This is a genomic window from Enterococcus sp. C46, assembly GCF_040887565.1.
GTDB classification, from domain to species: Bacteria; Bacillota; Bacilli; order Lactobacillales; family Enterococcaceae; genus Enterococcus_B; species Enterococcus_B lactis.
The window spans coordinates 325,260-351,231 of record NZ_JBFOGA010000001.1 but is presented as its reverse complement, the minus strand read 5'-3'; the positions used below and the strand labels follow the sequence as shown (position 1 = coordinate 351,231).

General features: G+C 37.8%; 25 protein-coding genes. 3 read left to right on the top strand and 22 right to left on the bottom strand.

All coding sequences use genetic code 11. From position 1 onward, the window contains the following. Positions 1 to 15: 15 nt before the first annotated feature. The 13 genes from AB3I27_RS01745 to AB3I27_RS01685 all read right to left on the bottom strand — a co-directional run bounded on the left by AB3I27_RS01745 (position 16) and on the right by AB3I27_RS01685 (position 13,296). Positions 16 to 1,659 (bottom strand): alpha-glucosidase, encoded by a 1,644-nt coding sequence (locus AB3I27_RS01745; protein ID WP_104771523.1) that lies wholly within the window; start codon positions 1,657 to 1,659, stop codon positions 16 to 18. A gap of 128 nt (positions 1,660 to 1,787) precedes the next feature. Continuing rightward, positions 1,788 to 4,031 carry an AAA family ATPase gene (locus AB3I27_RS01740; RefSeq protein WP_002345107.1) on the bottom strand — a complete coding sequence of 748 codons (2,244 nt, stop codon included), beginning with the start codon at positions 4,029 to 4,031 and terminating at the stop codon, positions 1,788 to 1,790. A 32-nt stretch (positions 4,032 to 4,063) separates the two neighbouring features. After that, positions 4,064 to 4,543: a DUF6530 family protein gene (locus tag AB3I27_RS01735; protein WP_002290778.1), complete on the bottom strand. Its 480-nt coding sequence runs from the start codon at positions 4,541 to 4,543 to the stop codon at positions 4,064 to 4,066. Positions 4,544 to 4,777: 234 nt separating this feature from the next. Continuing rightward, positions 4,778 to 5,626: a DegV family protein gene (locus AB3I27_RS01730; RefSeq protein WP_002290771.1), complete on the bottom strand. Its 849-nt coding sequence runs from the start codon at positions 5,624 to 5,626 to the stop codon at positions 4,778 to 4,780. A 157-nt stretch (positions 5,627 to 5,783) separates the two neighbouring features. Further along, positions 5,784 to 7,394: a polysaccharide biosynthesis protein gene (locus AB3I27_RS01725; protein WP_002306714.1), complete on the bottom strand. Its 1,611-nt coding sequence runs from the start codon at positions 7,392 to 7,394 to the stop codon at positions 5,784 to 5,786. A 242-nt stretch (positions 7,395 to 7,636) separates the two neighbouring features. Further along, positions 7,637 to 7,954, bottom strand: a complete 318-nt coding sequence (locus AB3I27_RS01720) for an AzlD domain-containing protein (RefSeq protein ID WP_002290769.1) — start codon at positions 7,952 to 7,954, stop codon at positions 7,637 to 7,639. Next, positions 7,947 to 8,726 (bottom strand): AzlC family ABC transporter permease, encoded by a 780-nt coding sequence (locus AB3I27_RS01715; RefSeq protein ID WP_104760156.1) that lies wholly within the window; start codon positions 8,724 to 8,726, stop codon positions 7,947 to 7,949. The genes AB3I27_RS01720 and AB3I27_RS01715 overlap by 8 nt, the downstream gene beginning before the upstream one ends. A 132-nt stretch (positions 8,727 to 8,858) precedes the next feature. After that, complete coding sequence (locus AB3I27_RS01710) at positions 8,859 to 9,794, bottom strand: cation diffusion facilitator family transporter (protein ID WP_002344235.1); 936 nt, start codon at positions 9,792 to 9,794, stop codon at positions 8,859 to 8,861. Between the two features lie 74 nt (positions 9,795 to 9,868). Continuing rightward, a complete protein-coding gene (locus AB3I27_RS01705) occupies positions 9,869 to 10,261 on the bottom strand; it encodes a DUF4430 domain-containing protein (RefSeq protein WP_002316261.1) in 393 nt (130 codons plus the stop codon). Then, on the bottom strand, positions 10,242 to 10,760 hold the full coding sequence (locus tag AB3I27_RS01700) for a membrane protein (RefSeq protein WP_002309234.1): 519 nt from the start codon (positions 10,758 to 10,760) through the stop codon (positions 10,242 to 10,244). Before AB3I27_RS01700 ends, AB3I27_RS01705 begins: the two co-directional genes overlap by 20 nt. A 147-nt stretch (positions 10,761 to 10,907) precedes the next feature. Then, positions 10,908 to 11,981: a hypothetical protein gene (locus tag AB3I27_RS01695; protein ID WP_002344237.1), complete on the bottom strand. Its 1,074-nt coding sequence runs from the start codon at positions 11,979 to 11,981 to the stop codon at positions 10,908 to 10,910. Beyond that, entirely contained in the window at positions 11,974 to 12,891 is a 918-nt protein-coding gene (locus AB3I27_RS01690) for a hypothetical protein (RefSeq protein WP_002306703.1), read from the bottom strand. The genes AB3I27_RS01695 and AB3I27_RS01690 overlap by 8 nt, the downstream gene beginning before the upstream one ends. A 213-nt stretch (positions 12,892 to 13,104) precedes the next feature. After that, on the bottom strand, positions 13,105 to 13,296 hold the full coding sequence (locus tag AB3I27_RS01685) for a hypothetical protein (RefSeq protein ID WP_002290760.1): 192 nt from the start codon (positions 13,294 to 13,296) through the stop codon (positions 13,105 to 13,107). A gap of 158 nt (positions 13,297 to 13,454) precedes the next feature. Between AB3I27_RS01685 and AB3I27_RS01680 the strand changes: the two genes are divergently transcribed. From AB3I27_RS01680 to AB3I27_RS01670, 3 genes are all read left to right on the top strand, one after another. Beyond that, on the top strand, positions 13,455 to 14,963 hold the full coding sequence (locus AB3I27_RS01680) for a DUF1846 domain-containing protein (protein ID WP_002344238.1): 1,509 nt from the start codon (positions 13,455 to 13,457) through the stop codon (positions 14,961 to 14,963). 386 nt (positions 14,964 to 15,349) lie between these two features. After that, positions 15,350 to 16,531, top strand: coding sequence for a NupC/NupG family nucleoside CNT transporter (locus AB3I27_RS01675; RefSeq protein WP_002344239.1), 1,182 nt, complete (start codon positions 15,350 to 15,352; stop codon positions 16,529 to 16,531). An 88-nt stretch (positions 16,532 to 16,619) separates the two neighbouring features. After that, positions 16,620 to 17,177, top strand: coding sequence for a guanylate kinase (locus tag AB3I27_RS01670; RefSeq protein WP_368022891.1), 558 nt, complete (start codon positions 16,620 to 16,622; stop codon positions 17,175 to 17,177). Between the two features lie 193 nt (positions 17,178 to 17,370). On the opposite strand, the gene AB3I27_RS01665 is transcribed toward AB3I27_RS01670, so the two are convergent. The 9 genes from AB3I27_RS01665 to AB3I27_RS01625 all read right to left on the bottom strand — a co-directional run bounded on the left by AB3I27_RS01665 (position 17,371) and on the right by AB3I27_RS01625 (position 25,883). Beyond that, positions 17,371 to 17,883 carry a GNAT family N-acetyltransferase gene (locus AB3I27_RS01665; RefSeq protein WP_002335053.1) on the bottom strand — a complete coding sequence of 171 codons (513 nt, stop codon included), beginning with the start codon at positions 17,881 to 17,883 and terminating at the stop codon, positions 17,371 to 17,373. Between the two features lie 6 nt (positions 17,884 to 17,889). Then, positions 17,890 to 18,885 (bottom strand): sce7725 family protein, encoded by a 996-nt coding sequence (locus tag AB3I27_RS01660; RefSeq protein ID WP_002306695.1) that lies wholly within the window; start codon positions 18,883 to 18,885, stop codon positions 17,890 to 17,892. Between the two features lie 5 nt (positions 18,886 to 18,890). Then, entirely contained in the window at positions 18,891 to 19,580 is a 690-nt protein-coding gene (locus AB3I27_RS01655; protein ID WP_002290743.1) for a hypothetical protein, read from the bottom strand. A gap of 123 nt (positions 19,581 to 19,703) precedes the next feature. Then, positions 19,704 to 20,363 (bottom strand): amino acid ABC transporter permease, encoded by a 660-nt coding sequence (locus AB3I27_RS01650; protein ID WP_002306693.1) that lies wholly within the window; start codon positions 20,361 to 20,363, stop codon positions 19,704 to 19,706. After that, complete coding sequence (locus AB3I27_RS01645; RefSeq protein ID WP_002306692.1) at positions 20,363 to 21,199, bottom strand: transporter substrate-binding domain-containing protein; 837 nt, start codon at positions 21,197 to 21,199, stop codon at positions 20,363 to 20,365. The genes AB3I27_RS01650 and AB3I27_RS01645 overlap by 1 nt, the downstream gene beginning before the upstream one ends. 21 nt (positions 21,200 to 21,220) lie before the next feature. Next, positions 21,221 to 22,672 carry an amidase gene (locus tag AB3I27_RS01640; RefSeq protein ID WP_104760158.1) on the bottom strand — a complete coding sequence of 484 codons (1,452 nt, stop codon included), beginning with the start codon at positions 22,670 to 22,672 and terminating at the stop codon, positions 21,221 to 21,223. Between the two features lie 135 nt (positions 22,673 to 22,807). Continuing rightward, entirely contained in the window at positions 22,808 to 23,752 is a 945-nt protein-coding gene (locus tag AB3I27_RS01635; protein ID WP_002344243.1) for a dihydroorotate oxidase, read from the bottom strand. 83 nt (positions 23,753 to 23,835) lie between these two features. Further along, positions 23,836 to 24,483 (bottom strand): PepSY domain-containing protein, encoded by a 648-nt coding sequence (locus AB3I27_RS01630; RefSeq protein ID WP_002335055.1) that lies wholly within the window; start codon positions 24,481 to 24,483, stop codon positions 23,836 to 23,838. A gap of 233 nt (positions 24,484 to 24,716) precedes the next feature. Continuing rightward, positions 24,717 to 25,883, bottom strand: coding sequence for a cyclopropane-fatty-acyl-phospholipid synthase family protein (locus tag AB3I27_RS01625; protein WP_002290735.1), 1,167 nt, complete (start codon positions 25,881 to 25,883; stop codon positions 24,717 to 24,719). Positions 25,884 to 25,972: the final 89 nt, after the last annotated feature.

The window sequence follows — 25,972 nt, the reverse complement described above, 5'->3', positions numbered from 1 at the left end:
TAACGAGGAAGTTTTTTAATTGTTTGTTTTATACAGCCGAGCTTCATAAGGGGCTAGTGTTCCTTTTTTTTCAAAGTTTCCGCTAGAATAATTTGATAAGAGCAATGTCCATGACTGATCTGCTTCTTTTGGGAGTTCATAGTCAGCAAATGATTCCGTCAAGTTTACCATAATAAGATACTGTTCATCTTCTAAATCTCTTTCATAGACATATAGTTGTGGATGTTCATGAAGATATTCTTTATAAGAACCGTATATCAGGCCTTTATTGATTTGTCTAATGCGGATCATGTTCTTATAGAATTGCAAGATCGAATCCGGTTCATGTTCTTGTTGTTCTACATTGATCGTTTTGGTATTAGGATTAGTGATCATCCAAGGCTCATGTGTAGAAAAGCCGGCATATTCTTCTGAAGTCCATTGCATGGGTGTTCTGCTATTGTCTCTGGTGGTTTCACGAATGATATCTAATGCTTCTTCTCTTGTCTTACCTTCCGCAAGAAGCCTTTCATAAAGTCTTTTCGAATCCACTGCATCAACTTGATCGATCGATTCAAAAGGCATATTCGTCATTCCGATTTCTTGTCCTTGATAAATAAATGGCGTTCCTTGCAAAAAGAAATACATCATAGCGATTGCTTTTGCAGACATAGTCCAAAATTCGGGACGGGTATCTCCGAACACAGAAACGGCACGAGGAACATCATGGTTTTCCATATATAAAGCGTTCCATCCGATACCATCTAGGGAAGTTTGCCAAGCACTTAATGCATGTTTTAACTTAAGGACGTCTAATTGCCCTTCTTTTTCTTGCTGCCAAATATGGATATGATCGAATTCAAAGATCATATCGAAATAACCGTCTTTTCCTACCCATTCCGGCCCTTCTTCTGCAGTGACGCCGCTTGCTTCTCCGACTGTCATGATATCGTACTCTTCGAAAACATGTTTTAAATCAGTCAAATGTTCTTCGATTCCCGAGACATTTTGAAAGGGTGAAAAAGGGTTCTCTGTGGCTTTTACTGAATATTCATCTTTTTTTACATGAGAAATCGCATCTAAGCGAAATCCGTCTATCCCTTTATCTAGCCACCATCGAATCATATTGAATAGTTCTTCTTTCAATTTCTCACTTTCCCAATTTAAGTCTGGTTGTTCTTTTGCAAAGACATGCAGATAATACTGTCCTGTTTCGTGAGAATATTCCCAAGCAGAGCCGCCGAAAATCGATGTCCAATTATTTGGTTCTTTGCCATCTACTCCATCGACCCAAATGTAATAATCTCGATAAGGGCTTTCTTTGGATTTCTTCGATTCTTCAAACCATTGATGCTGATCCGAACTGTGGTTGATGACAAGATCCATAATAACTTTGATTCCTAATTCATGTGCTTCTTTCAGCAATAAATCAAAATCTTCCATCGTGCCGAATCGCTTTTCTATGTCTTGATAGTCACTTACGTCATAACCATTATCGATAAATGGAGATTGATAGATTGGATTGATCCAGATAAATCCGATGCCAAGATCTTTCAAGTATCCAAGTTTTTCGCGGATCCCATTGATATCTCCTTGTCCATCGCCGTTGCTATCTTTGAAACTGGCCGGATAGATTTGATAGCCTACTGCTTCTTTCCACCATTTTTGTTCTTGTATCATATCGTTTCACTCCTTTAACGGTCCCTCTTGATTATAACCGATTCTATTTTAGAAGTATCCTTGTTACCGGTAACTAGAAACGAAAAGCTCAACGAATCTGCTAAGTGCGTTCGTTGAGCTTTATTTTATCATAGATAACGGGCAATCAATTGAATCATTTGCTTGGGAAATTCATTTAGGTCAGTAATATCTACAAAACGGCTTTCACCGTAGATTGACTTGATCTCTTCTTTGTCTTGACCAATGGCTGCGGAAACAAATAATATGCCTTGACGCTCGTATTCTTTCAAAACAGACTGGATGTCCTCTTTTGCTTTTTTGCCAGTATAATCTGGCAACGCCTTTGGCTGACCGTCACTAATATTAAGCAACAGTTTGGTTGTGGCGGATTGTCTGTTTAATTTTTCCGCTGCTAAACGAAGTGCCGCTCCATCACGATTGTTTTGTCTTGGTTTCATAGTGACTAATTTTTCATTTAACCATTGAAACCCGTCTTCAAATTCTTTATAAGAAAACAAAGAAGTCTTTTCTCTTGCTGAACGGTCTGCTGTATCCCCGTAAATCAACAAGGGGATATCGACTTTCTTAGCAAATTCGGCAATGGCGATCGCTGCTTTTTTTGCCGCTTCGATCCGATTATCCCTTATCATTGATCCAGATTCATCGATCCGCACAGCTACCGCTAAGGAAGGTTGCTCATGTGGCGGATTCTTTTTGTCAAAATTTCTCAAATCACCATATGCTACTCTACTTGCGTTAAACCGCTGTCCTTCATATTTTCCCTTTTGGTACGTCTCTGTTTGTTCATTATCCAGTAATTCTAAAATTTGTCGGCTAAGTGATTCTACTATCGGCATGACTTGCATTTGTAGTTCACGTGCTTCTTGCGTTTTTCCTTGGAAAGCTGGTCGGTGAACGATGAGACCTTCTTTTTCATGAATCGTTTCCTTCATGATTTGCCGCGCTTCTTTATTTAATTGCTTCTTGATTTCCTTATCATGTGTTTCCATGTCAGAAGCAGACATTTCTTGGGAATCCTCTTCTGTTTGTTGTTGCTCCTTCTGATTTTTCCCTTCGATATCGCTCCTGCGTTCTTTTTGCATTTGAGGAGGCATCTCGTTTTTTTCTGTTGTTTTCTCTAGTCTCTCTTCTTCCACATTTGGTTCTTCATCAGACAGTTGTTTCTTTTCATCTAAGCGCAAAGTTTCTTCAGCATCTTCAGTGATGTTTCGTTCGTTTGCTTCTTCGGCGCTGATAATTCTTCCTTTTGCATGCTCAGATTGAGGTTTTATTTGAGGATAGCCCCATTTTTCTTTTCTCAAAATGTCTTGAAGTTCTAATAACAATCCACTCTCAGACAAAGCTTGCTCAAGGATTGCCAATTCATCTGGATCAGTGGATAATTTATACAAAACTTTTGGATAAATCGACTGGAGTAAATCTTGTCCTTGCTTATAGGTATTCGCCCAATAAAAATATGAACGCATTCCTGCTACACCTTTGATGGCATTTGCTTTTGCAGTTTCATCCAATAAACGGATAATCTCTGCCATCTTCATAAGGAGTTCTTGATTTTGAATCATGGTTTTCGCCATCGCACGTTCTGCCATGACTTCTAAGGCAGGGAGATCCATTTTTTCCGCATGCTGCATCCGATCTCTTAAGGATTCATTTAAGGGTCGATTTCCTTGGTAGTTTCGATTTGTGGTAATGACAATAATACAATCTGGATGGCGACGAATGATTCCTGTTGGCAAATTCAACATCCCATTTGGTTCGAGCGCTGAGTTAAGTGCCACAAGAACAGAAGCATCACGGATGACAGTCGGCTCTTGGATCTCTAATAGATATCCTTTTTCGACCGCTCGAACGATTTCAGAAGGATAATAACTATAATGGATTGCATCTGGATAATCGGCTTCGATTCTTTGAACTAACTCTGCTAATTTTTCTTTGGCAGAAAAAGAATCAATGCCGTAATGGTTCTGGATCAGTGTCAGTACAGCTTCAAGTGTATCTGTTTGGTAAATAGCTTCCAGCAATTCTTGGTCTTGTTCTTTATCGGAATCTACTACAGGTAATAAGGCGCCGAACACATCTGATTTATCCATATCTGCAAAACATGTCACTTTTGTATAGGGAAGTTGCAAATCAGCAGATAGTGCTTTTGCTAACTGTGTCTTACCCGATCCGGCGTCTCCTTCTAAAAGAACGTTACTGATTTTCATTTCAGGATCTTGCCAATTTTCTTTGATTTCGGAGGCGATCCGCCACTCTTCTACACTTGTCCGATGACTTTTCGGTTTCTTCCAGATCATTTGCTTTTCTAGCCGTGAAAAGGTCCGGTTTTCTGTTAGTGAGAAATTCTCCATACTTCTCTTCCCCTTTTGATCATCTCTGTCTATTAATATCCTAACTCATCTAAAAGACGTTTTAAAATACGGAATCGTTCCCCAATCAGTTCTCCGTCTTTTTGTAGTGTATCGTAATACAAAATAATGTCTTCATCGATCTTTGGATTTTTGGTATCTACCTCGACTGTCATCCGGTTTCCCTGCAAACCAATGATGTCCACAACTGGATTTTCTGGATCATAGAATTTTTCATAACGATAAGCATCTTGGAAGTATAAACTTCCTTGTGCAGCTAAGATCGCTAAGTCTAAAATACGTGTAATTGGTAATTCTTCTGATTGTCGAGACCATTTTTCTCCAGTATGTCGCCATACTTTGCCTGATATGTCGACTTTTCCACGGTCATTCCATTGAGCGAGACCTAGAGAAAGACCTTTTGCGTCCGTATTCAATGCATTTCTTCCATCAACTTTATCGTAGTCTTCTACAACGAGCACTGGTTTATGTTTTAAATTTGTAGGTATTTCCATGATTTTAACTCCTCGTCTTTCTATTTTTAGTAAATTAGTAAATCAGTAGTTTACTAATTTACTAAACTATATACGACATTATAAATGACTGAAGAGAGAAATGCAAAGAAAAAGAGCCTGTTTGTTAGAAACACATAAAAACATCATCTTGCTCTTCTACACGTTCATTTATCACGTGAATAAAGAGCAAGATGATGTTAGAATATTTTTGGTATGTTTTTTGAATAAAAGGAATTATTGCGCTGAAATGGCGATGCCGATGGCTTTTTCGCCTAAATGTGTACCAATGACTGGTCCAAAATGACCAACTTCGATTTCTGCATTTGGATACTTTTTTTGCAATTTCTCTTTTTCCGCAATCGCTACTTCTAAATTGTTTGCATGTATCACATAAAGTTTGACTGGCGGTTGTATTTCGTTATTTCTTTTGCCAATGATTTCTTCAGCCCGAGCAAATGCTTTTTTACTTGAACGGATTTTTTCGAATAAAACAATTTTTCCTTCAGAAAATGTCAGGATCGGTTTGATTTTCAATAGGCTACCAATCAGTGCAGCGCCATTGGTCAATCGCCCTCCCCGTACTAAATTGTTCAAATCATCTACAATTAGATAAGCGTAAGTATTATCTCGAATTCGATCGACATGCGCAAGTATCTCATCAAGGGGCTGACCTTCATCATTTAAGTCTAAGGCAGCTTCTACCATATGTCCCATCGGCATACTAGTGATCTTAGAGTCATAAGGAATGACCGTTACTCCACTGATATCGTCTTTCATCGCAAATAAGGTGTTGACGAAACCAGAAATACCTGAAGAAAGATGGATACTTAAAATCGTGTCATAGCCTTTCTCTTTCAATTCCTCATATAAAGCCAAAACTTCCCCTACGACAGGTTGTGAAGTAGTAGGAAAATCTTTACTGTTTTTTAAAAGTCCATAATATTCATCCGCTTCGATATCGATTCCTTCGTTATAAATTTTCCCATCCATAATCAAAGGGATTGGAATCACGAATAAGTCGGGATGGTTCTTGATACGTTCCGGCAGATACGCCGAACTATCTGTAACTACTGCAAGTTTCATGTGTTTAATTTCCTCGTTTCAAAGAATTTTTCCAGACCTCATAACTATATCATAAGTAAGATTAGATATGAAACTAAAATTGGAAAATAGAAAAACGACAAGCGTAATCATACGAGTTGCCGTTTTTCTAGTGACAGCAAAAAGACGACTAGTTAGCCTATTCTTTGCTTCCGCTACGATGTTTAACATTTTTCAACATTCGGAACCCATTTTTTCCGAATTGAGAAAATAAAAATACTAAACCCCCAATACTTCCTAAAGCCACACAATAAACCATTGCATAACTTTTTGATTCCATTGGCAATCGCTGATTCAGCAAAAAGAAAATGATGAAACATACCGCAAGCATAATCAAGGTAGATCGGAAAGTTTTTAAGAAAAAACTGCTGATTTTTGCTAAAGGTGCTATTCGGTATTCTTTGCACATAAAGTGATACCCACGAACAAAGACGATACCGAATGCCAAGCCATTTGATAAGCTCATCCCGTATCCGCCAACTAGACCTAGTCCGATTACTTGGAAGATGACTTTCAGGATAATTGCTTCTACAGTTAGTCGAATCGCAAAACGATGGTGGTTCAGAGATTGAAGCATCGTTGATAGGATCGTGAATAATGAGAAAAACAAAGAAGCTAACAAAGCCATTTGGAAATAACCAACACTTTCAGGATCATAACCAAAAAACAATGTGTATAACGGTCCAGCTAATAAAGACATCCCGGTCAATGAAGGAAGAAGGATCAATAACGCAATCGAAAAACTGTCTCCTACTGTCTTTTCGATTTGTAAACGATCTTTTTTCTTCATTGTGCTTAGTATTGGCAAACTACTTATAGCAACTGTTCCTACCATGGAAATCAGGATCAATGTCAGTTTGTTTGGATTAACAGAAGCACGACTGAATAAGAATTCCAGTTGCTGATCTGCAATCTCTGGACGGAAAAAGTGAAGCAGTGGTTTCATCGTTACTTGGTCGATCATTTGAACGATAGTAATGACGGAGCCGACAAAAATGAACGGTAGTGTTTCCCGAATGATAGAGACAGAGGCAGATCGGTTTTCTCTTTCGAAGTAACGACTGGAAATCAAAAAGTCTTTAAGTTCAAAGAAGTCTTTTCTGCGTCCGACGATATACATATGGATAATCGCAGCTAACCCACCGAAGAAAGAAGCAACTGTACTGATCAATACAGCTTCTAATATGGTTCCGTCAGTCAATACGCGCAAGTAATAAGTACCAGCCAAGATAACGATCACTCGTACAGCTTGTTCAATAATCAAAGAAGTTCCATAAGGTCGTAAATCGTTTTTCCCTTGGAAGTATCCTCTCATTGCACTCAAAATCGGGATAGCAACCAAAGATGGGCATAAACTTCGGATAGCTAATATCCCGTTGTTAACGTTAGCGATTGGACTGATTCCGGCTAATAAAGGAGCAAATAAATACATCAACGCAGCAGAGGCGATACCGATGACGAACATGATATTGATCGTACTTCGAAAAATCAGCCGACAAGCAGCGTTATCTCCTTCTTTTGTTGCTACAGCTACTTTTTTTGCAATCGCATTTGGAAATCCGACTGTACCAAGCATCAGGAACAATCCATATGGAAGATAGCCAACATTGTATAATGTCGTAGCAAGCATACCATCTTGATTGTTCCCCATCATACTTAGCCAGGGAATCAAATAGACTACCCCTAAAACTTTACATAGAAGATTAGCAAAGGTTAGCCAAAATGTTCCTTGCATCAATTTTTTATTCATCTAATTTCCCTCAACTATTCTTTCATAAAATAAACATCTTCCCTATTATAGCAAAAAAACATAGAAGGACAAATCCCTCTTTAATTCTTAAAACAAAAAAGAGCTTGCATCATAAGTCAACACTAATCTTTTTATCCGAACAAATGAACTTGCATCCACAATTGGCTGATGCAAATGCAGTTTGGATAGATCAGTTTGAACAACTTATGTCGCAATCTCTGTTTTTTAGGGAATAAAACAGTTTAAAGCATGGACAGTAAAAAGACAGACGCAAGTCCTGTCAAAACTGACAACGCCATCGAACGTGTTTTGTAAGCCACACCTGCTACTAGAATCATTGCAGCTATTTTGATATTCCAAGCAATATCCAGATGTTCATGAGTAATGAAGACATCTTTGAAAGCTAACGCCGCAAACAATGCTACTGGTACATACTTCATCCAGTCACTAAACCAAGATGGCACTTTTCGATGAGTAAAATAAAGCATCGGGAACAAGCGCGGGATATACGCAACGATGAACAGACAAGCAACTAAAAACAGCAAATATAGTTTAGTCATAATGGTTGGCCTCCTGTTCTGGGAAGTTGAAGAGCGGTTCATTGACATCTTTGCCGCGATCCCTTAGTTTCTTGGCTTTTTCTTTTTTAAATGCCTTCTCCAGCATGAATCCGGCAAATGAAGCAATAACAGTAGCTGCAATCAAGCCGAATGTGTTTTGGAATAATACCATGAAGATCACCCCTAATACACCTGAAAACAAACCTGTAAAGATCAGTAGTGCGTTTTTCATTTGCATGACAAACATAAAAATGAACATAGCAGTCAAAGCAAAATGGACAAGGTCAGCATCTACTCGAATCACCGAGCCAAAAAAATTACCGATCATGTTGCTACCGGCCCATGCAGCCATTGAGAACCAATTGACATATAAAGCCTTTCTTTTGTTCCAAGAGGGGTCAGTTGAGAACTTTAAGTAGTTCACCGCATAGTTTTCATCATTCAGTGATTGAGAAAAGACAGCTAAAAACGTCCGCTTTTCTTTTTTCATAAAACCGGCAAGACTTGCTCCTAATAATGTATAGCGTAATTCTAAAAAGAAAACCATCAATAATGTCGTTGCAAATGATGCTTGCGTCGTAAGCATAGATGCAACTAAAAACTGCGCGCCGCCGGAAAAGACCAGAATCGATAACAGCCCTGATAAGAGAGGATCAAATCCAACTTTTTGCAACAATACTCCACAAGCTAATCCCACTGGTATATAGCTTATACAAAGCGGCATCACTGCATGCAAAGCTTGAAGCCATGGCGCACTCTTCTTTTTGTTCATTAAAATATCTCCTTTAATTACAACAAATAAACAGCGGACTCATTGTAACATAAATTCGCTAAATTGTAGCCGTTTTATTTAAAAACAAGATTATATTTTTCTCATTTTTGATTCAATTCATGAACATACGTTTTATTTGTGAGAATAATTTGGGTCATATTTATCTGTTTCAATGTATATATACATCTTCTTGTCAGGAAGAGACTGGCGCATATTTTTTTCAATATCATTGATGATCGAATACGTTTCATTTTCTTTGTTTCCAACAATATCTGCTTTTGCAGCGACTAAAATTTCCGTTGGACTTAAATGAACGGTTTTGATATCAATTAGCCGACTGATCTCAGGTCGTTCAAAGGCTAACTTGATTTTTGATAAATCGCTTGCTGTCACACTTTCACCAATGATCAGACTATAAAATTCTTTTGCTAGGAAAATCGCAGCTCCCATCAGTAAGAAACCGATCATTAATCCGCTGATAGCATCAAATGCAGCAATCCCGGTTGCATAAGTCAAGATTGTTCCCGCTAAAGCCAAGACCAAACCGATTACAGCACACAAGTCTTCCGTAAATATAATCAGTATTTCACTATGTCGACTTTCGCGCAAAAAGCGCATCGTGGAAAGATTTTCAGTATTCAATTCTTTGATTTCCTTCATTGCGACACGCAAAGAACTTCCTTCGATTACCAAACCAAATAACAAAATGGCAATGACAATGATTGGATTACCAACTTCATGGGATGGATGCGTCAATTTTTCAAAAGCTTCCATCACCCCTAGTGCTCCCCCACCGAAGAAAAGCATCATTGCGACGATCGTACTAAAAAAGTATTTTGCTCGACCTTCACCAAATTGATGCAAGTCGCTCTGACCTTTATTAGCTTGTTTATCGCCAAATAGCAGCAAAATCTGATTACTACAATCAACGATACTATGGATGCTTTCATTCAGCATGGCGGCACTGCCACTGATTGCATAGCCGACAAATTTGCTGATAGCAACTAGAATATTAGCCCCTAGAGCAGCAATTACGGAAAACATTCCGCTTTTTTTAAAATTTTCCATATTCTTTTCCTTCTTTCATCAAGTGAACTGACTAAAGAGCAGCAATATCCGCCCTTTAACAGTTTTTATGAAACTTATAATTTAGATAAATTGAAAATGACCGATTGTCCATTGTTCAATTCGATCTCTTTTGCCCCAGTAGTAGCACTTTTCCCATCCACAGTAAACATCCAATAGGTTTGATTCTTTTCATCCTGAGAATGCCCTTCAAGCGAAGTGATGAAGCCATCATTTTCCTCGACTTCAAAATTTTGTTTCAAAATAGTCAGTAAAGTTTCTCCTTTTTTGAAAGTCACTTCTTTTTTCAAAAAGTTTTGACCATTTTCTTGTAACGTGATCGTTGCTTTTTGCGATGTTTTTACTTCCTCCTTTTGGTTTGAAGTCGATGGTGTTTTGGTTGTACTACAACTTGTCAACATGAGTACACTGACACTCATTGCAAGCAGACTATAAATTATTTTTTTCATTTTTTCCTCCTGAATGATTGTAAAAACGTTTGACGACTGGCAGAAAAATAAGGAAGAACACAACATTACCTATACTGTGCATCAGATCAAACGATACCCCTTGAAGGTAATAGACCCAAGGTTGAGGTAAATGATAGAGCAGCGTATCGAAAACAGTCATCCCTATTCCATAAACTATACCTGCTAGAAAAAAGCAGGTTCCTTTTAACCAGAGACTCCTTTGAATTGTTCTTCTCGAGTAGAAAATTGAAAACAACGCCAGAACGACGGTATAGCTGAGCCACTGACCGATGACCCATGGACCCACACCAAAATAAAAACTGCTGATTGCGATAGAAAGACTCATGACAATTAGCGCATCTTTCAAGCTTAAGTAAAGTACTATAAATAAAAAAATAGCAGTCATTGGCTGGAAATTCGGAATAAATTGAAAAGCGATCCTACCTGCTACACAAGCAGCAGACAATAAGCTAAGCTGGGCGATTTTATTTGTGGTCATTCTTGATGTAACTCCTCCTTCACCAGCAGATGATTCACGTTCATTCAGTACATACAGAAAAGACTTGTGACAATTATTCTGGATAACTGCCGCAAGTCCTTTGGAACAGAATTATCTGAATGACCTCTGGTAATCCAACTTATCCAATCAGGACTTTCTCACCATTAACGGAACCAAGAATTCGTAATTGATAAAGAAATCAATGACGGATCGTGGGTAATCTCCAGATGAGATCGACAAGACCGTTTGATCTTTTTCGTTTGTTGCTATCGTTAAAGACTGTCCTTTATCTAATCGTACTTGATAAGTAGTTTCGTTGATCTTTTCCATATCATAGGAGGGATTTTTCATCGCCACGATAAAAATATCATCCAATACTTCATTCGTCAATTCAAATTCGCTCTGAAGGTTCAAACGAAGTGGCTTCGTATTGTCTAGTAGTGTCTGATTAACTGTAAAACCAAGCATTCTAGCATGGGCTAATAATTGATTCAATTTGTGATTGAAGATCGTAATCTGTCCTGCTGAGAATACTCGATCAACTGACCAGTATCGGATCAAAGAAAGCACTCGATCATCCTGGACATCGATTTCCATCGTCTCTGGTGATACATTTAGAAGACTCATCGATTCCACTTGGTATCGTTGATCGATGGTCGGTAATACAAAGGAAAAGACTAATTCGTTTTGTCCATTCAACGTATAATTGATAGAGAAATGTCTTGTTTTCCATGTGTCATAAGCTGAATTTGATCGTTCCAGACCAATATCATTCAACGGTTTCAGTAATTCATATGTGAAGTATTCGATCAGACTTGTTTTTCCAATCGTTGAGATCGGTTCTTCATTCAATATAAAGCGGTCATATGATTCTAATAATTCGGGAAAATCTGATTCAATCAAATATTTTCTCATACGTAAATCCGCTAATTCTGCTTCCGCTGTTTCAATCAAACTGACGATATCTTGATAATCTTGCTCTTTTCCTTCTAAATATCCGGGATTTTCAGATACTTCATAAGCATGGGTGTTTTCTGAAGTATCCGTATTTGTCGGAGTTACTTTTTCTTTTTCATGGATTTTTGTTTCTTCTGGCATAGGGACTTCTTCTGTGTCATCCAGTGGCTTACTGGTTTGTTCCTCTAATGAAGTGTTCGTTTCTTCATGATCTTCTGTCTGTGATTCATTTTTTGTCCATTCTGCTTCATCGTGTTCATTCATACTCGGAACCTCCTTCATTAGATTGATTATTAGGATTTTCATTACCAAGATAATTCATCAAGAATTCATGGATTGCTTGACCAAACCCCTCTTTGCTACCGAAATAGCGACTGATTTGCCGTTGCTCTTTTTCTACGATGGCTGCGCGAAGTTGGTCCGCTCTTGCTTCTTGTTTCAATGCTTCTTTTTGCTGTTGGATTGTTTCAGGTGTCTCGATATAAGGAAGCCAGCCTAATTTTTCATTAGATAGCACTTGCTTCTTCTTCTCTAATTCTTGAATTTCTTCCTCGATTTTCTTACGATTCAAGAATCCTTTATTATCGTCCAAATCAGTCATCTGCCGATTGATTTCTTTTATCTGTTCGTTTAGACGTTCGATCTCTGTCTGAGCTGTGATCACCTTTGCGTCTAGCTCATTGATTTTTTTGTCATAGTCCGTTGTCTCCGGTTGGGAATATTTCTCCCACTCTTCATCGATCTTAGGCAAAACAAAAATTTCTGGCAAACTTGCATCGATACCAATTGTAGGGCGATCATGGTAATAAGTGCCGATTTTGTAATAGCTCATCGTTGGTGAGATGCTTTCTACTTGTTCCATAAAAGGAAATTCTTGCAAAAAACGATCATGGATCTTACGCATCAGCAATTGGTCAATCTCGTGATTTTCATTTGAGCTTCGTTTTAATTCTTCGTTCAATCTGCCGTTGTACAAACGGTAGATCTCAGGAATATCTTCTTCGCGGACAGCTTTTTCAAAAGCTTGTAAATCTTCTAATAATTGGGAAAGATTCATGCTTGCTTTTTCTTTGATATCATAAAAAGAAGACGATTCTTTAGCTGTATCCTGATTCGTGCTCGTCTCCTCTAGTTCGCCTTGCTCGTAATTTGTGTTTGTATCTGGCTCTTTCATACTACTTGCCTCCTCTTACTCATCTGATTTTCACTTATTAATACTTCAATAGTACCATTTTCTGTAAAAAATTGTTATAAAAAAGAGCGGGCAATGCTCCATAAAACAGGCTGCGCCAAAATTTGGCACAGCCTTTTTTTCGATCAACTAGTCTTTGATATTTGATTCATCTGGTAGGACAGAATCGAATACAATGACTTTTATCATATTCTTTTATTTACTAGGCAGATCTCTTGTTGTGAAATGAATGCGCTGATGGTCATCACGAGTTAGTTGCGTTTCTTCGTTTAAATAAGTAAACGTCAATTGTTCTAATTCGGGATCTTCAAGCATTTTTTCATAACCGGTAAAAATCGAACGGATATAGTGTTTATATGCGTTTTTCTTTTTCTGTCTTTTTTTCATGTAGCACCTTCCTTATCAAAAACTATCATACCAATGAATAACTATCTAGACAAGTTGGTTTAAATCATTTTCTTTGTTTTTTTGAGGAATTTTACTCTTCCAGTTGACGAATCCAAAAAAAAATGAAAAAATGCTTTAGTACTTAAGGAGGGAACCCAGTGAAAAAAATTGGTTTTGATTCAGAGAAATATATTGAAGAGCAGTCCGCGTATATTTTGGAACGAGTGAACCACTATGATAAATTATATTTGGAATTTGGTGGAAAGCTAGTGGATGACAAACATGCAAAACGTGTACTTCCAGGATTTGAAGAAGATGCGAAAATCAAATTGCTACAAAAATTAAAAGATCAGGCTGAAATACTGATTTGCGTCTATGCCGGAGACATTGAACGTAATAAGATCCGCGGTGATTATGGGATTACTTATGATATGGATATCTTGCGACTGATTGATGAATTACGCGGTTATGGATTATTGATCAACAGTGTCGTTATCACTCGCTATAGCGGCCAGCCTGCCACGAAAGTCTTTATAAATAAACTAGAAAGACGAAATATCAAAGTCTATAAACATTCAGAAATCGAAGACTATCCAGTCAACGTAGAAAAAATCGTTTCAGAAGATGGGTTTGGGAAAAACGAATACATTGAAACAACTAAACCAATCGTTGTAGTGACAGCTCCTGGACCAGGAAGCGGAAAACTCGCTACTTGTTTGAACCAACTGTATCATGAAAGCCAAAAAGGACATGCAGCTGGTTACTCCAAGTTCGAAACTTTTCCAGTATGGAACGTTCCGTTGAAACATCCATTGAACATTGCCTATGAAGCAGCCACAGTCGATTTGAAGGATGTCAATATGATTGATTCCTTCCACTTTGACGCCTACAATAAAGTAGCTGTAAATTATAATCGAGATGTTGAAACCTTCCCTGTAATCAAACGTATTATTGAAAAAATTACTGGTAAAGAATCTGTTTATCAATCTCCTACTGACATGGGTGTGAATCGTGTAGGATTTGGTATCGTGGATGATGCGGTTGTCCAAGAAGCTTCTAAACAAGAAATCATCCGCCGCTATTTCCAAACAGAGTGTGACTTCAAAAAAGGATTGATTGACGAAGAAGCAGTTAATCGAATCAAACTGATTATGGAAGAAGTCGGATTACGCCCTGAAGACCGAAACGTTGTCGTTCCTGCCCATGATTATGCAGATAAAATTCAAGCACAAAGTCCTACAAAAGATCCTTCTGCTGTGATTGCCATCGAATTACCAGATGAAATCATTATTACTGGACGTACAAGCTCATTGATGGATGCGTCAGCGGCAGTCATCTTAAATGCAGTAAAACATTTAGCGCATATTGCAGATGACATTCCTTTATTATCACCATTAGTTCTTGAAACAATACAAGGATTGAAGTCAAAGACACTTCATTCCTCTTTAGATGCACTAAGCATCAATGAGGTTTTGATCGCTTTATCAATCAGTGCAGTAACGAATCCAATCGCTCAAGTTGCTTATGATAAACTAGCTGAACTTGAGGGAGCACAAGCCCACTCCACTGTGATGGTCAATAAAAATGATGAACAAACATTGAAAAAACTAGGAATCGATATTACTTGCGCACCTGTTTACCCTTCAGAAAATCTATACTACCAATAGAAAAAACTCACTTATAAAGGTTGAAAACGAAACTATTAGCATTAGCTTAAACAATAGTTTCGTTTTTTTATAGCCATTACTAAGTGGATACACTTCTTGTCCCTTCTTGAGGGATATTCAGTTTGAAAGAAAAAACAAGAATAGGATAAATTTTATTTCTCATACTTTCACTTACTTTCCCTCTCTATTTGAAATACGAAAAAACAATGGAACATCAGTTTTTTTAGCGTCTTTTATCTGTTTTTTTAATTTATTTTGGTTGCTTTGTATTCTAATGGAAAATGAATGCGTTTTACTCTAAAAAAGTAATGAAAATTTCACTAAAGATTAGTATTTTATTTACAAAACAGGTAAAATAAAACGGAATTTGGAATAGGAGTGATTATTTGAGTTATTTATTAGGTATTATTGGTTTATTTGTCACATTAGGTCTTGCTTATTTGATCAGTAGCAACAAAAAAGCAATCAAATTGAAACCACTAATTGTGATGTTCGTTTTACAGATTGTTCTTGGTTTCGTATTATTACGTACAACTTTTGGTACAGCGGTTGTTTCTGTATTGGCAAAAATGTTTGATCATCTTCTTGCTTTTGCTGGGCAGGGTGTTGACTTTGTTTTTGCCGGTGTAGCAAATAAAGGAAGTGCACCTTTCTTTCTTTCCGTATTGATGCCAATCGTATTTATTTCTGCTATTATCGGGATTTTACGTTACATCAAAATTCTTCCATTGTTTATGAAAGCCGTTGGTCTTGGGTTAAGTAAAATCAACGGAATGGGCAAATTAGAATCCTACAATGGAGTAGCTTCTGCTATTTTAGGGCAATCGGAAGTATTTATTTCCATAAAGAAGGAATTACCTTTCTTATCTGAGAAACGTTTATTCACCATGAGTGTCTCGGCTATGTCTACAGTGTCTATGTCAATCGTCGGATCTTATATGGCACTAATCGATTCTAAATATGTGATCACTGCCCTTGTTTTGAATTTATTTGGCGGATATATTCTGGCTTCGATTGTGAATCCCTATGTATTAGAAGAAAAAGAAGACGAACTAATTATTGAAGAAAACAAAGAACAGACCTTTTTCCAAATGTTGGGAGAATACATTCTTGATGGTTTCCATGTAGCAATCACGGTTGCTGCTATGCTTATCGGATTCGTTGCCTTGATTGCCATGATCAATGCTATCTTTCACGGGATATTCGGTATTACTTTCCAAGAGATCTTAGGTTATATCTTTGCCCCCCTTGCCTTCATCAGTGGAATCCCATGGAAAGAAGCAGTGGATGCTGGTAGTATCATGGCGACTAAATTGGTTACAAATGAATTTGTTGCTATGACAGAATTAGCTAACGGTCATTTCCATTTTACTGAACGCACAACAGCGATCATATCTGTTTTCCTTGTTTCATTTGCCAACTTCTCTTCTATCGGGATCATTTCTGGCGCGATGAAGGGATTAAATGAAGAAAAAGGAAATCTTGTCGCAAAACACGGATTGAAAATTTTGCTAACAGCGACTTTAGTCAGCTTTTTAAGTGCTATTGTGACTGGATTACTGGTATAATAAACAAAAAAAGCGACGTTGCTTTCAAAAGCTTTGGAAATATTTCCAAAGCTTTTTCAGTTGCTCAAATATCAAAGGAGAAATGATGATGAATTATTGCTATGTGTTTATCGGACCTTCTGGTTCTGGGAAAACTTCACTCGCAGAAGCTGTTTTTCAGCCCGAACAAAAGATCATTACTTACACGAATCGATCACCAAGACCTGGAGAAAAAGATCAAGAGGATTATTATTTTGTATCTGACGATGCATTCAATCAGATGATCAAGCGAGACGAGTTTGCAGAGTGGGATCAATATGCTCAACATAAATATGGTTCCAGCAAAGCAGAGATTACCAAAAAACTGAAGGAAGGAAATTGTTATGCCGTTTTGACGGCAAATGGTTTTTGGCATTTATACGAGTATTTTAGCACGGTAGTCCGTCCGATCTTTATTACGATTTCTAAAGAAACATTACAATCGCGCCTGAAAAAGCGTGGAGATTCACCCGAACAGATTTTGACCAGAATGGCAGTTTATGCGAAAGACTTAGCTCAACTGGAACGGTTGGCAGCTATTCCCACACTTTTAGTCGTATCAAACGATGGAGCGTTCCAAGAAGCAGTAGATAAAATAAAAAAAGGATTATTGATAGAAACAGATTAGCTAAATAGCCATAAGATAAGCTGAGAGGCCGCGACAAAAATGGTGTCACGACCTCTCGATGAACGGTGTTTCAGAAGTAGCTTCTTCGAAAATTATTTCTTGAAGCTCACCACTACTGTCCCAATCTCTTAGCAATCAGCTAGTTGTTTTTTCATATTATTAAGTCTTCATCCTTGTGAAGATGCTTTTATACTCACTTGATTATTTTTTGATACGCTTTTCTTTCACCATGTTCAAAAGGGAATTCAATCATTCCTTGATAAGTGAATCCAGCAGAATAGATGGTCTTTTCCATCGGTTCATTAGCTGGATAAGTATCGATACGGACATCTTGAATATCTTTGCTGGCTGCAATAGTCAACAAATGTTCTAAGAACGGTTTTGCTAGTTTTTTTCCTCGAGTACTTTCTGCTAAAGCAACACGATGAATCGATAAATAAGGACCAGTTGATTCTTTCCAACTACCATCTATTTTTGTGTAAACGGGATCCACGCCTGAGACTAATGCAGCTGTTCCAACAATTTGATCTTCGACTATTAATACATAGCTTTCTTTTCTTTCAATATCGTTCAAAATCGTTTCTTTTGTTGGTTTCTGCCCGTTCTGCCATTGGGGAGAGCCTTGCGAAGCAATAAATTCCGCTGCAGCATCAATAATTTTTACCACTTCTTCTACTTCTTCTTTTCTTGTTAACCGAATATACATATCCAGTTACCTCTTTTCTGTTTCTTTTTCATTTATATTCTCTAATTTTTGAATCACTTCATACAGTTCAGGAACTTTTGAATAACTTCTAAGCCAATTTTTTGGATGATCCAGTAGTTGACTGATAAGTTCCAAATGATGCATTAGGGACCATTTTTTCAATACTCCGAGTCCTGGAAATTTTTGTTGCTGGTAGAGAGCCAGTAATTCAATCATTCCTGATGTGATTAAGAGCTGATGATGGTGACGCATGATCCATTTTTTCATTTTATCTCCTGCTTCAAGAAACTTCAATGCTTGATCTTTAGCGGAATCATTACTGTCAGAGACAAAATGCTTTACGCGGATATTACCGTAAGCATCGATATACGTTAGATGGATAGCAAGCGCTCGGCTAGGAAACCCTTTATCGAAATAACGGCTGCCTTCGATCGTGAAATCAGAAAATCCACTATATCCGTCTTCGTGGAAAAAAAGATAGTCATCACTAAAAAAATCGTCTGCTTTATCTGTATAACTTTCAACATGCTTTCTCGTTCGAAAAGAGTCACGGATCACAATTTTGTTTTCGGGCAGCCAGATACGAAAGCGACTAGCATCTGGTATCAAGAATTTCGAATCGACTCCTGCCAGCTGTTTCCACACCTCTGCGTCTTTTGGATAGTGTTGTCCATCGAATACAAGAAATGTTGGAGGTGAATCCAGTACGTCGTTAAGATTTTCTGGCGTTAAAATCTGTGCAGAGACGACAGAGCTATGTTCTTTGACTGTCCAACTGTGCACATGCTGATCGAATAATTTGAATTGTCCTACTTGGGGATTTTGGATCACAGCAATTGGATGGTGCTTTTTTTGAAATAATTCGATCACGTTTTTAAGCGTAGCGGAATCACGTACTGGTTCGATTACCGGTTGGATTTTATTGGAGAGCAATCCTCGCGACAATGCTTCTTTTAATGCTAATAGGTCAAATTGTTTTCCTCTTAAATAAGGATAGTACATATTTTTCACTCCAATGGCTCTGTGGGCAACCGCCGGATCTGCTGTTGTTGCCTTAAGTATTCATAATCATGTTGAAGCGCAGCAACTTCTTCTTGCAACTCATTGATTGCCTGACTAGCTATTTCTTCTAAAAATCGTTCATAGTATCGTTCGTTAGAAAAGGGATCTTGGTTTTCTGAACGTCTTTTCAATTCTTTGTACAATTGATCTGTTGGAAAATATTTTACGCCTCGCTCCATTTGCTTTGCTTTTCTTACTTCTCTGAATAAAGAAGCCATAAAACGGTTTGTCAAAGCTTCTTCCGGTACAGCAAGCTCCTTCTTTGCTGCTTTTTTCGCAATCATAAATGTACCAGATGCAGGCATTTCCTCTTCGATCGTGTACGGGCGATATACTAGTACACCTATTCCTGTAGGGATCTCTGTTTTCACTTCTTCATATAGTTTACTTGGCAAAACAAAATAATTATAATGCCCGACAAATGACAGTTTGGCTGTAGAACGAAAATCTGCTTTTGTCACTTTCAGCTCATAGCATCGCCATTCTCGGCTGCCATCAAATTTTGTCAAGCAGCTAAGCGTATCTACAATTCCTTGGTCATCAGGCATCGTGACTTCTTCTACGACTAAGCCGCCCTGCTCGATGCAATATTGGTATAATGAGGATTCTATTTCGATGGTTAGCGGGGTCTTCATGTTTTTACCTCCGAACATATTTTCGTCTTACATTTTACATGAAATGATTTTAAAATACTAGACAGAATACACAAGAAACAAAAATAGAAATGATGCTTGTCACGTTAGCACCATTTCTATTTTTCAGATTGACTGATGGACGGAACGTTTTTCTAAATACTGTTGCACTTTTTCGATCCCGATACAAATGATCCAATAAATCAGTGCAACTAAAATATAGAGAGAAAAATAGTCGAATGTCCGACCACCTATGATCTTTGCTTTTTGAAATATTTCTGGCACTGTGATCGTTGCCGCTAATGAGGTACCTTTCACTAAATCCATAGCTACGTTACTGAGTGCCGGTACCGAGATTCGAAAGGCTTGCGGTAAAACGATATATTTCAATACCCCAAAGAAAGAAAAACCAGAAGCTAAACCAGCGTCCCACTGACCTGAAGAAACGCCTGCTAGTGATCCTCGATAGATTTCACCAATAAATGCACTGCTGGTAATCGTGAAGCAGATGACTGAAGCCGTTAAGGCACTTAATTGATAAGGTAACCCGAAATATAACAAGAACAGCAAGACTAGTGCGGGAATACCTCTAAAGAACGATAAATAAAAACGAATAAATACATTCAGAGGTAGCCAATCCAAAAGACCTAGAACTGTCAAAAGCAACCCTACCAAGTTTCCTAAAACAAAAGACACGAAGCCGATCCCTAATGTGTATACCAAGCCTTGCAGTACGAAAGGAAGTGAAGTCCACATGAGGGAAAAATCAATGAGAGGAAAGTACATCAATCACTCACCGACTCAGTCATCGTTTCTTTCGGTTTGACTGAAACATCAGTTTGAAAATATTTTTCAGATATTTTCTTTGTCGTCCCATCTTCTTTCATCTCTTTTAATACGCCATCGATTTTCTTTTTCAAAGCATCATTTCCTTCTTTCAATAAAAAACCACTTTCGTTTTCATTGAAATAAACGTTCTCCAAGATTTTTACGGGGATATCTGGTAAAGCAGATACGGCCATTTTCTGCAAATAATAATCATTTAGAATAACGTCTGTTCGACCGTTTGCTACATCGCTTAAATATTGATCATTCGTGGCGTTATCGTAAGTAACTAATTTAGCTCCGTGTTTTTCCGCTAAACGCATATAGCTAGTATTGGGTTCGCCAGCTGCTTTTTTTCCTTTAAGATCATCAAGTGAGTGGATTCCTGAATCATCTTTTTTTCGTACGATCATACTGTCAAATGAATATTTGAAAGGCTCTGAAAGGGAGAATTTTTTTTCTCTTTCTTTTGTGATACCAAAATCGTTCGCAGCAAAATCTGATTCTCCTTTTGAAACAGAAGTGATTTGTCCATCCACATTGTATTCTTTAAAGGAGATCTTGACATTTAAACGTTTGGCTACCTCTTTCGCCAAGTCTACGTCATAACCAACTAATTCATTTTGATCATTATAATAAGAAGCGGGAAATAGTGTGCCAGAAGTTGCTACTACCAATTCTTTCTTTTTTTCCACATTACTCCAGCTGTGATCTTCTTGGTTAGCGGCAGCTGTACCGCAAGCGCTTAAAATAAAAAAGACGCTAGTTATTAGAGCAAACAATCTTTTTTTCTTCATTTTTTCTTCTCCTTGTTTCTGCTATTTCCATGGATTTGGTAAATGGAACTGGTGACTTGCTTCAAATAGATAGCCGATTTGAAGCAGCAAATCTTCTCTTCCTCTGGCGGACATAAATTGAATTCCGAGAGGCATGTTTTCTTTTGTCAAATGAGTAGGCAAGCTGATTGCTGGTTGTCCAGTCAGATTAGCCAATTGTGTATAAGGTGTGATCTTCAAGCTGTCCTCAAACATAGAAGAAACAACTTCTAAAGCTTGTACTTCAGAACAATCATGGATGTGTTCCATCTGTGCTCTTATCGTATCACTTTGCAAATCTTCGCTGATTTTAGGGGCGGTAAATGCAGTCGTTGGTGAAAGGAATAAATCGTATTCTTGATGCAAGTTTTCCATGACAATTGCTGCTTCATCCCATACATGCAGAGAATCGATGTAAGTAGCGGCAGAAAGTTTCTGACCATATTGGAACAAAGTCCAAGAGATCGGCTCAAGTTCTTCTTTTCTGACAGTTCGTTGGCTGCCTGCTTCAATCGAGTGGATCATTGCTGCTGTCTCTGCGCCATTCATCTGATAATAAGACGTAATCAGTTTACGACCATCTAGAGGGTAAGGAATCTCCGTCAAATCATGTCCTTCTTTTTCAAGGAAATCTACAGCTTTTTTTACAGCAAGTACTGCCTCTTCACTAATCTGTGAGTGGATCGGTGAATCAACACAAAAAGCTATCTTCAAATGTTTTTTTCTTGGATGTGTTTGCCACTCAACTGGCGATACTTGATATGGCGCACCGGAATGGATGCTTCTCATCCCATAAAATAAAGCCTCCGTGTCTCTCATAGAAACCGTCAAACCGAAATCAATAGCAGCTCCTTGCCATCCTCGCCAAGCATATGGACCAACTGGCATCGTCCCTCGCGAAGGTTTCAGCCCAATCAATCCGCAAAACGAAGCGGGTATTCTAATAGAACCACCACCGTCACTAGCGCCAGCTAAAGGAACGATTCCCGCTGAAACTGCAGCAGCAGCGCCTCCACTTGATCCGCCAGGTGTACATTCAAGGTTCCAGGGGTTTCTTGCTGGGCCATAGATGACAGGGTCTGTAATATTTTTGAAACCAAACTCTGGCGCATTGGTTTGTCCAAAAGGAACTAGCCCTATCGCTTCTGCTTGCTGTACATAATTGGATGTATGAGAAGCTCGATGTGTTTCAAATAAACGAGATCCTGAAGTAGCTAGCCATCCCTTTTTTTCTTGACCGAGCATTTTTAAAGGGAATGGAATACCTGCCAATGGTCCTTTTTCTGACTGGGGAATCAATCGTTCAGTGGAACTATTCTCCAATGGTTCAAGTGCAACAAACGCATTCAATTCATGATTTTGTTTTTTTATTTTTTTCTGTACATCCTCAGCTAATTCTTGAAAACTAAATTCTTTTTCTTTAAGTCCTTTCGCTAATTCTGTTGCATCTTTCATAGTATCCTCCTTTTTGCCCCTGTTATTTTCCCACAAGTTCGTCTAACATACAATGAGTACGCTTGCACATGAATGAACAGACGAGTGTTTTTTATAAAAAAAAGACGAAGATCAATCATGACCTTCGTCTTTTTGCTATGAAATGGTGCGTAATTTACCTTTAAATTCGTCAATTGACGTATATCCTTTTTCTGACATAATCTGCGTTAATTCTTTTATGATTCTAGAAAAAATTTCCGGCCCTTCTTTATGAAGCTCGGTACCAATCTGTAACATGCTTGCGCCACATAGCAGATGTTCAAATGCATCTTGTCCTGTCCGAATCCCACCTGTACCAATGATTTGGATTTCTGGTTTCAAACGCGTATAAAAAGCGCGGACATTTGCTAAAGCAGTCGGCTTGATATACTCTCCCCCAATGCCGCCGAACCCTTCTTTTGGTTTGATGACCACTGCTTCTTTGTCTGTATCGATATACAACCCGTTACCCACACTGTTGATAGCATTGACATATGTCAACGGGAACTGATTCAAGATATCTGCCATCTGATCAAAATGAGCAAAATCAAAATAAGGAGGCAATTTGATCCCTAACGGCTTAGAAAAGATGCTGAATACTTCTTTCAATGTTTCATAAGTGGCCTCAAAATCGTAAGCTAGTTGTGGTTTACCAGGCACATTTGGACAAGATAAATTTAGTTCAGTAATCCCCTTGAAACCACTTTTTTCTATTTCCCCAAGCATTTCCAAGTTTTCTTGGACACTCATCCCGGCGATCGAAAAAAATAATGGTTGATTTGGTTTTTTCTGTGCTTTTTCATACGCAAGAGCATACTCTAGATAATAAGAAAAGCCTAAGTTTGGAAGCCCCATAGAATTGATACTGCCTAAAGGAACATCAAAATAGCGTGGTTCGGGATTTCCTTTTCGTTCATTGATTGTACAGCTCTTAGTGATAAATGCTCCTGCTTCTGAATGAGCCAGCTCGTCTAATTCCTGGGTAGTCATGCAGTGTACACCAGATGCATTCATAAAAGGGTTAGCAAAGGTATGATTGGCAAAGGTCGTTTCTAAACTCAAGTAAATCGCTCCTTCAAACAAGTTATTTTATCTAGTGTATCATGACTAAAAGAAAAATCAACTCTTGTTTTTCAACGAAATTCTTAATCATCCTGTTCGGTTGATAGTACTTCCCCTGTTTCACTATTGATCTTGACTGATGTACTTTGATTACCATTTTGTACTTTGACTTCCCAATAAGTAGTACCTAGATCTTTATCCAGATCCCAATCTGTTGCTGTACCGCTTCCTACTTTATCGACAGCAATCTTTGCTGCTTCCTCAATTGTAATTAATTTATCAACAGCTAGACCATCTTCTTTTTTCTTTTGACCATTTTGATCCTCTCGATCTAGCGTTTCTGGATTCTCTGTTTCCATTTTTTCATTCTGAGCATCAATTCTTGCTTCATATTCTTTTTGATCATCGACACCTTCTATCTTGTAGAAGTAAGATCCCCAATCACTATCTAGTTCCAAACTAGTAATAGCAGTATCTGGATACTTATCTTTAAACAATTCAATCGCACGAGCTGCAGACACTTTGATAGCTGACTGGCCCATTGCCTCGCTCGAATTCTTTGTTTGGCTAGACGAAGATGTACTTGCGTTTGTTGAGGATTCCGATACCTGAGAAGAGCGTTGTTCACTACTTGAAGATGTATTCCCAGATGTTCCTTGATTGGTGTTTGATTGACAAGCAGCTAAAAACAAAGCCGCAAATAAACTAGTATAAATAACAGTTTTCTTCATTGATTTTATCTCCTTTATTATAAAATAGTATTCTATAAAAGTATAACGAAGAAAAAAATTTCTGTCATGTTTAAAAATTAAAGAACAACGTTATTATTATGAAAATAAAAAAGAAGCTAAGCTTTAGAGACAACCCTAGAAGTTAGACTAAAATCTCACTTCGGGAGCATCATAAAACTTAGCTTCCATTTATTAAATAATTAAATAGCTTTTAAACTGCCTTTTTATATCAATTATGCACGATGCATTGGGATATCATTATTTCCAGGTTGAACAAGCAAATATTGAATTACATCGATATTGCTTGACTCAAATGACGCTGCACAAGCTTGTAAATATAGATCCCACATTCGATAGAAGGAATCACCCATTTCTTTCGTGACTTGATCTTGGACTTGATGGAAATTTTTTGTCCAATGCTCTAATGTCAATTGATAGTCACGACGCAAACTTTCTAAATCGATCAATTGCAAATCGTTTTTTGTAATATTATCAACTAATTCAGTAACACCAGGAACATAACCGCCAGGGAAAATATATTTATTGATCCAAGCATTTGTCGCACCGCCTTGTTGTCGGCTGATTCCATGGATCAAAGCTGTTCCTTTTGGTTTCAATAAATCTTTTACGACTTTGAAATAACCTTCAAGATTTTCAGAACCTACATGTTCGAACATACCTACACTTGTGATATGATCAAACGTTTCGCCTTTTAGTTCACGGTAATCCATTAATAATACACGGCATTTATCTTCTAAATGTTCTTCTTTGATTTTTTTTGTGATCAAATCGTATTGTTCTTCACTTAGAGTAATCCCAGTTGCTTTGACGTTATATTCTTTGGCAGCAGTGAACATCAATGTTCCCCAGCCGCAACCGATATCAAGCAACGTTTCGCCTTCTTTGATAAAGAGTTTGTCTAAAATATGATGGACTTTATTGATTTGTGCTTGTTCCAACGTATCTTCAGGTGTGTTGAAATAGGCACAAGAATAAGTCAAAGTTGGGTCTAGCCAAAGTTTATAAAAGTCGTTACCTAAGTCATAATGCGCATGGATATCTTCTTTGTTTTTTTGTTTTGTATGTTTTTCTTTCTTTGGCAGCCATTTTAGATAATCTTTTCCTCGTAAAAAGCTGTTTGCTTGCTGATAAGCATCGTTGATTAATGCTTGGATACTTCCCTCGATCTCGATTCGATGATCCATATAGGCTTCTCCTAGTGCCAAAGAAGCGTTGCTTGTAATCTCTTTCATTGGGATTTCTTCATGGATATTGATTTTGATTTGGGGAGGAGTGTCCGTATCTCCGTATTGTTTCGTTGTACCGTCCCAATAATTTACTTCGACAGGGAGCGAGAAAGAACGTGAAAATAATTGGTTGTATAAAGTTTTCTCTAACATGATTTTCCTCCTTAAAAAAACTACCCTATTACGTTAATACTAAAAAAGAAAAGAATCAACTAAGAAGTTTAATTTTTTCAGAAATTTTT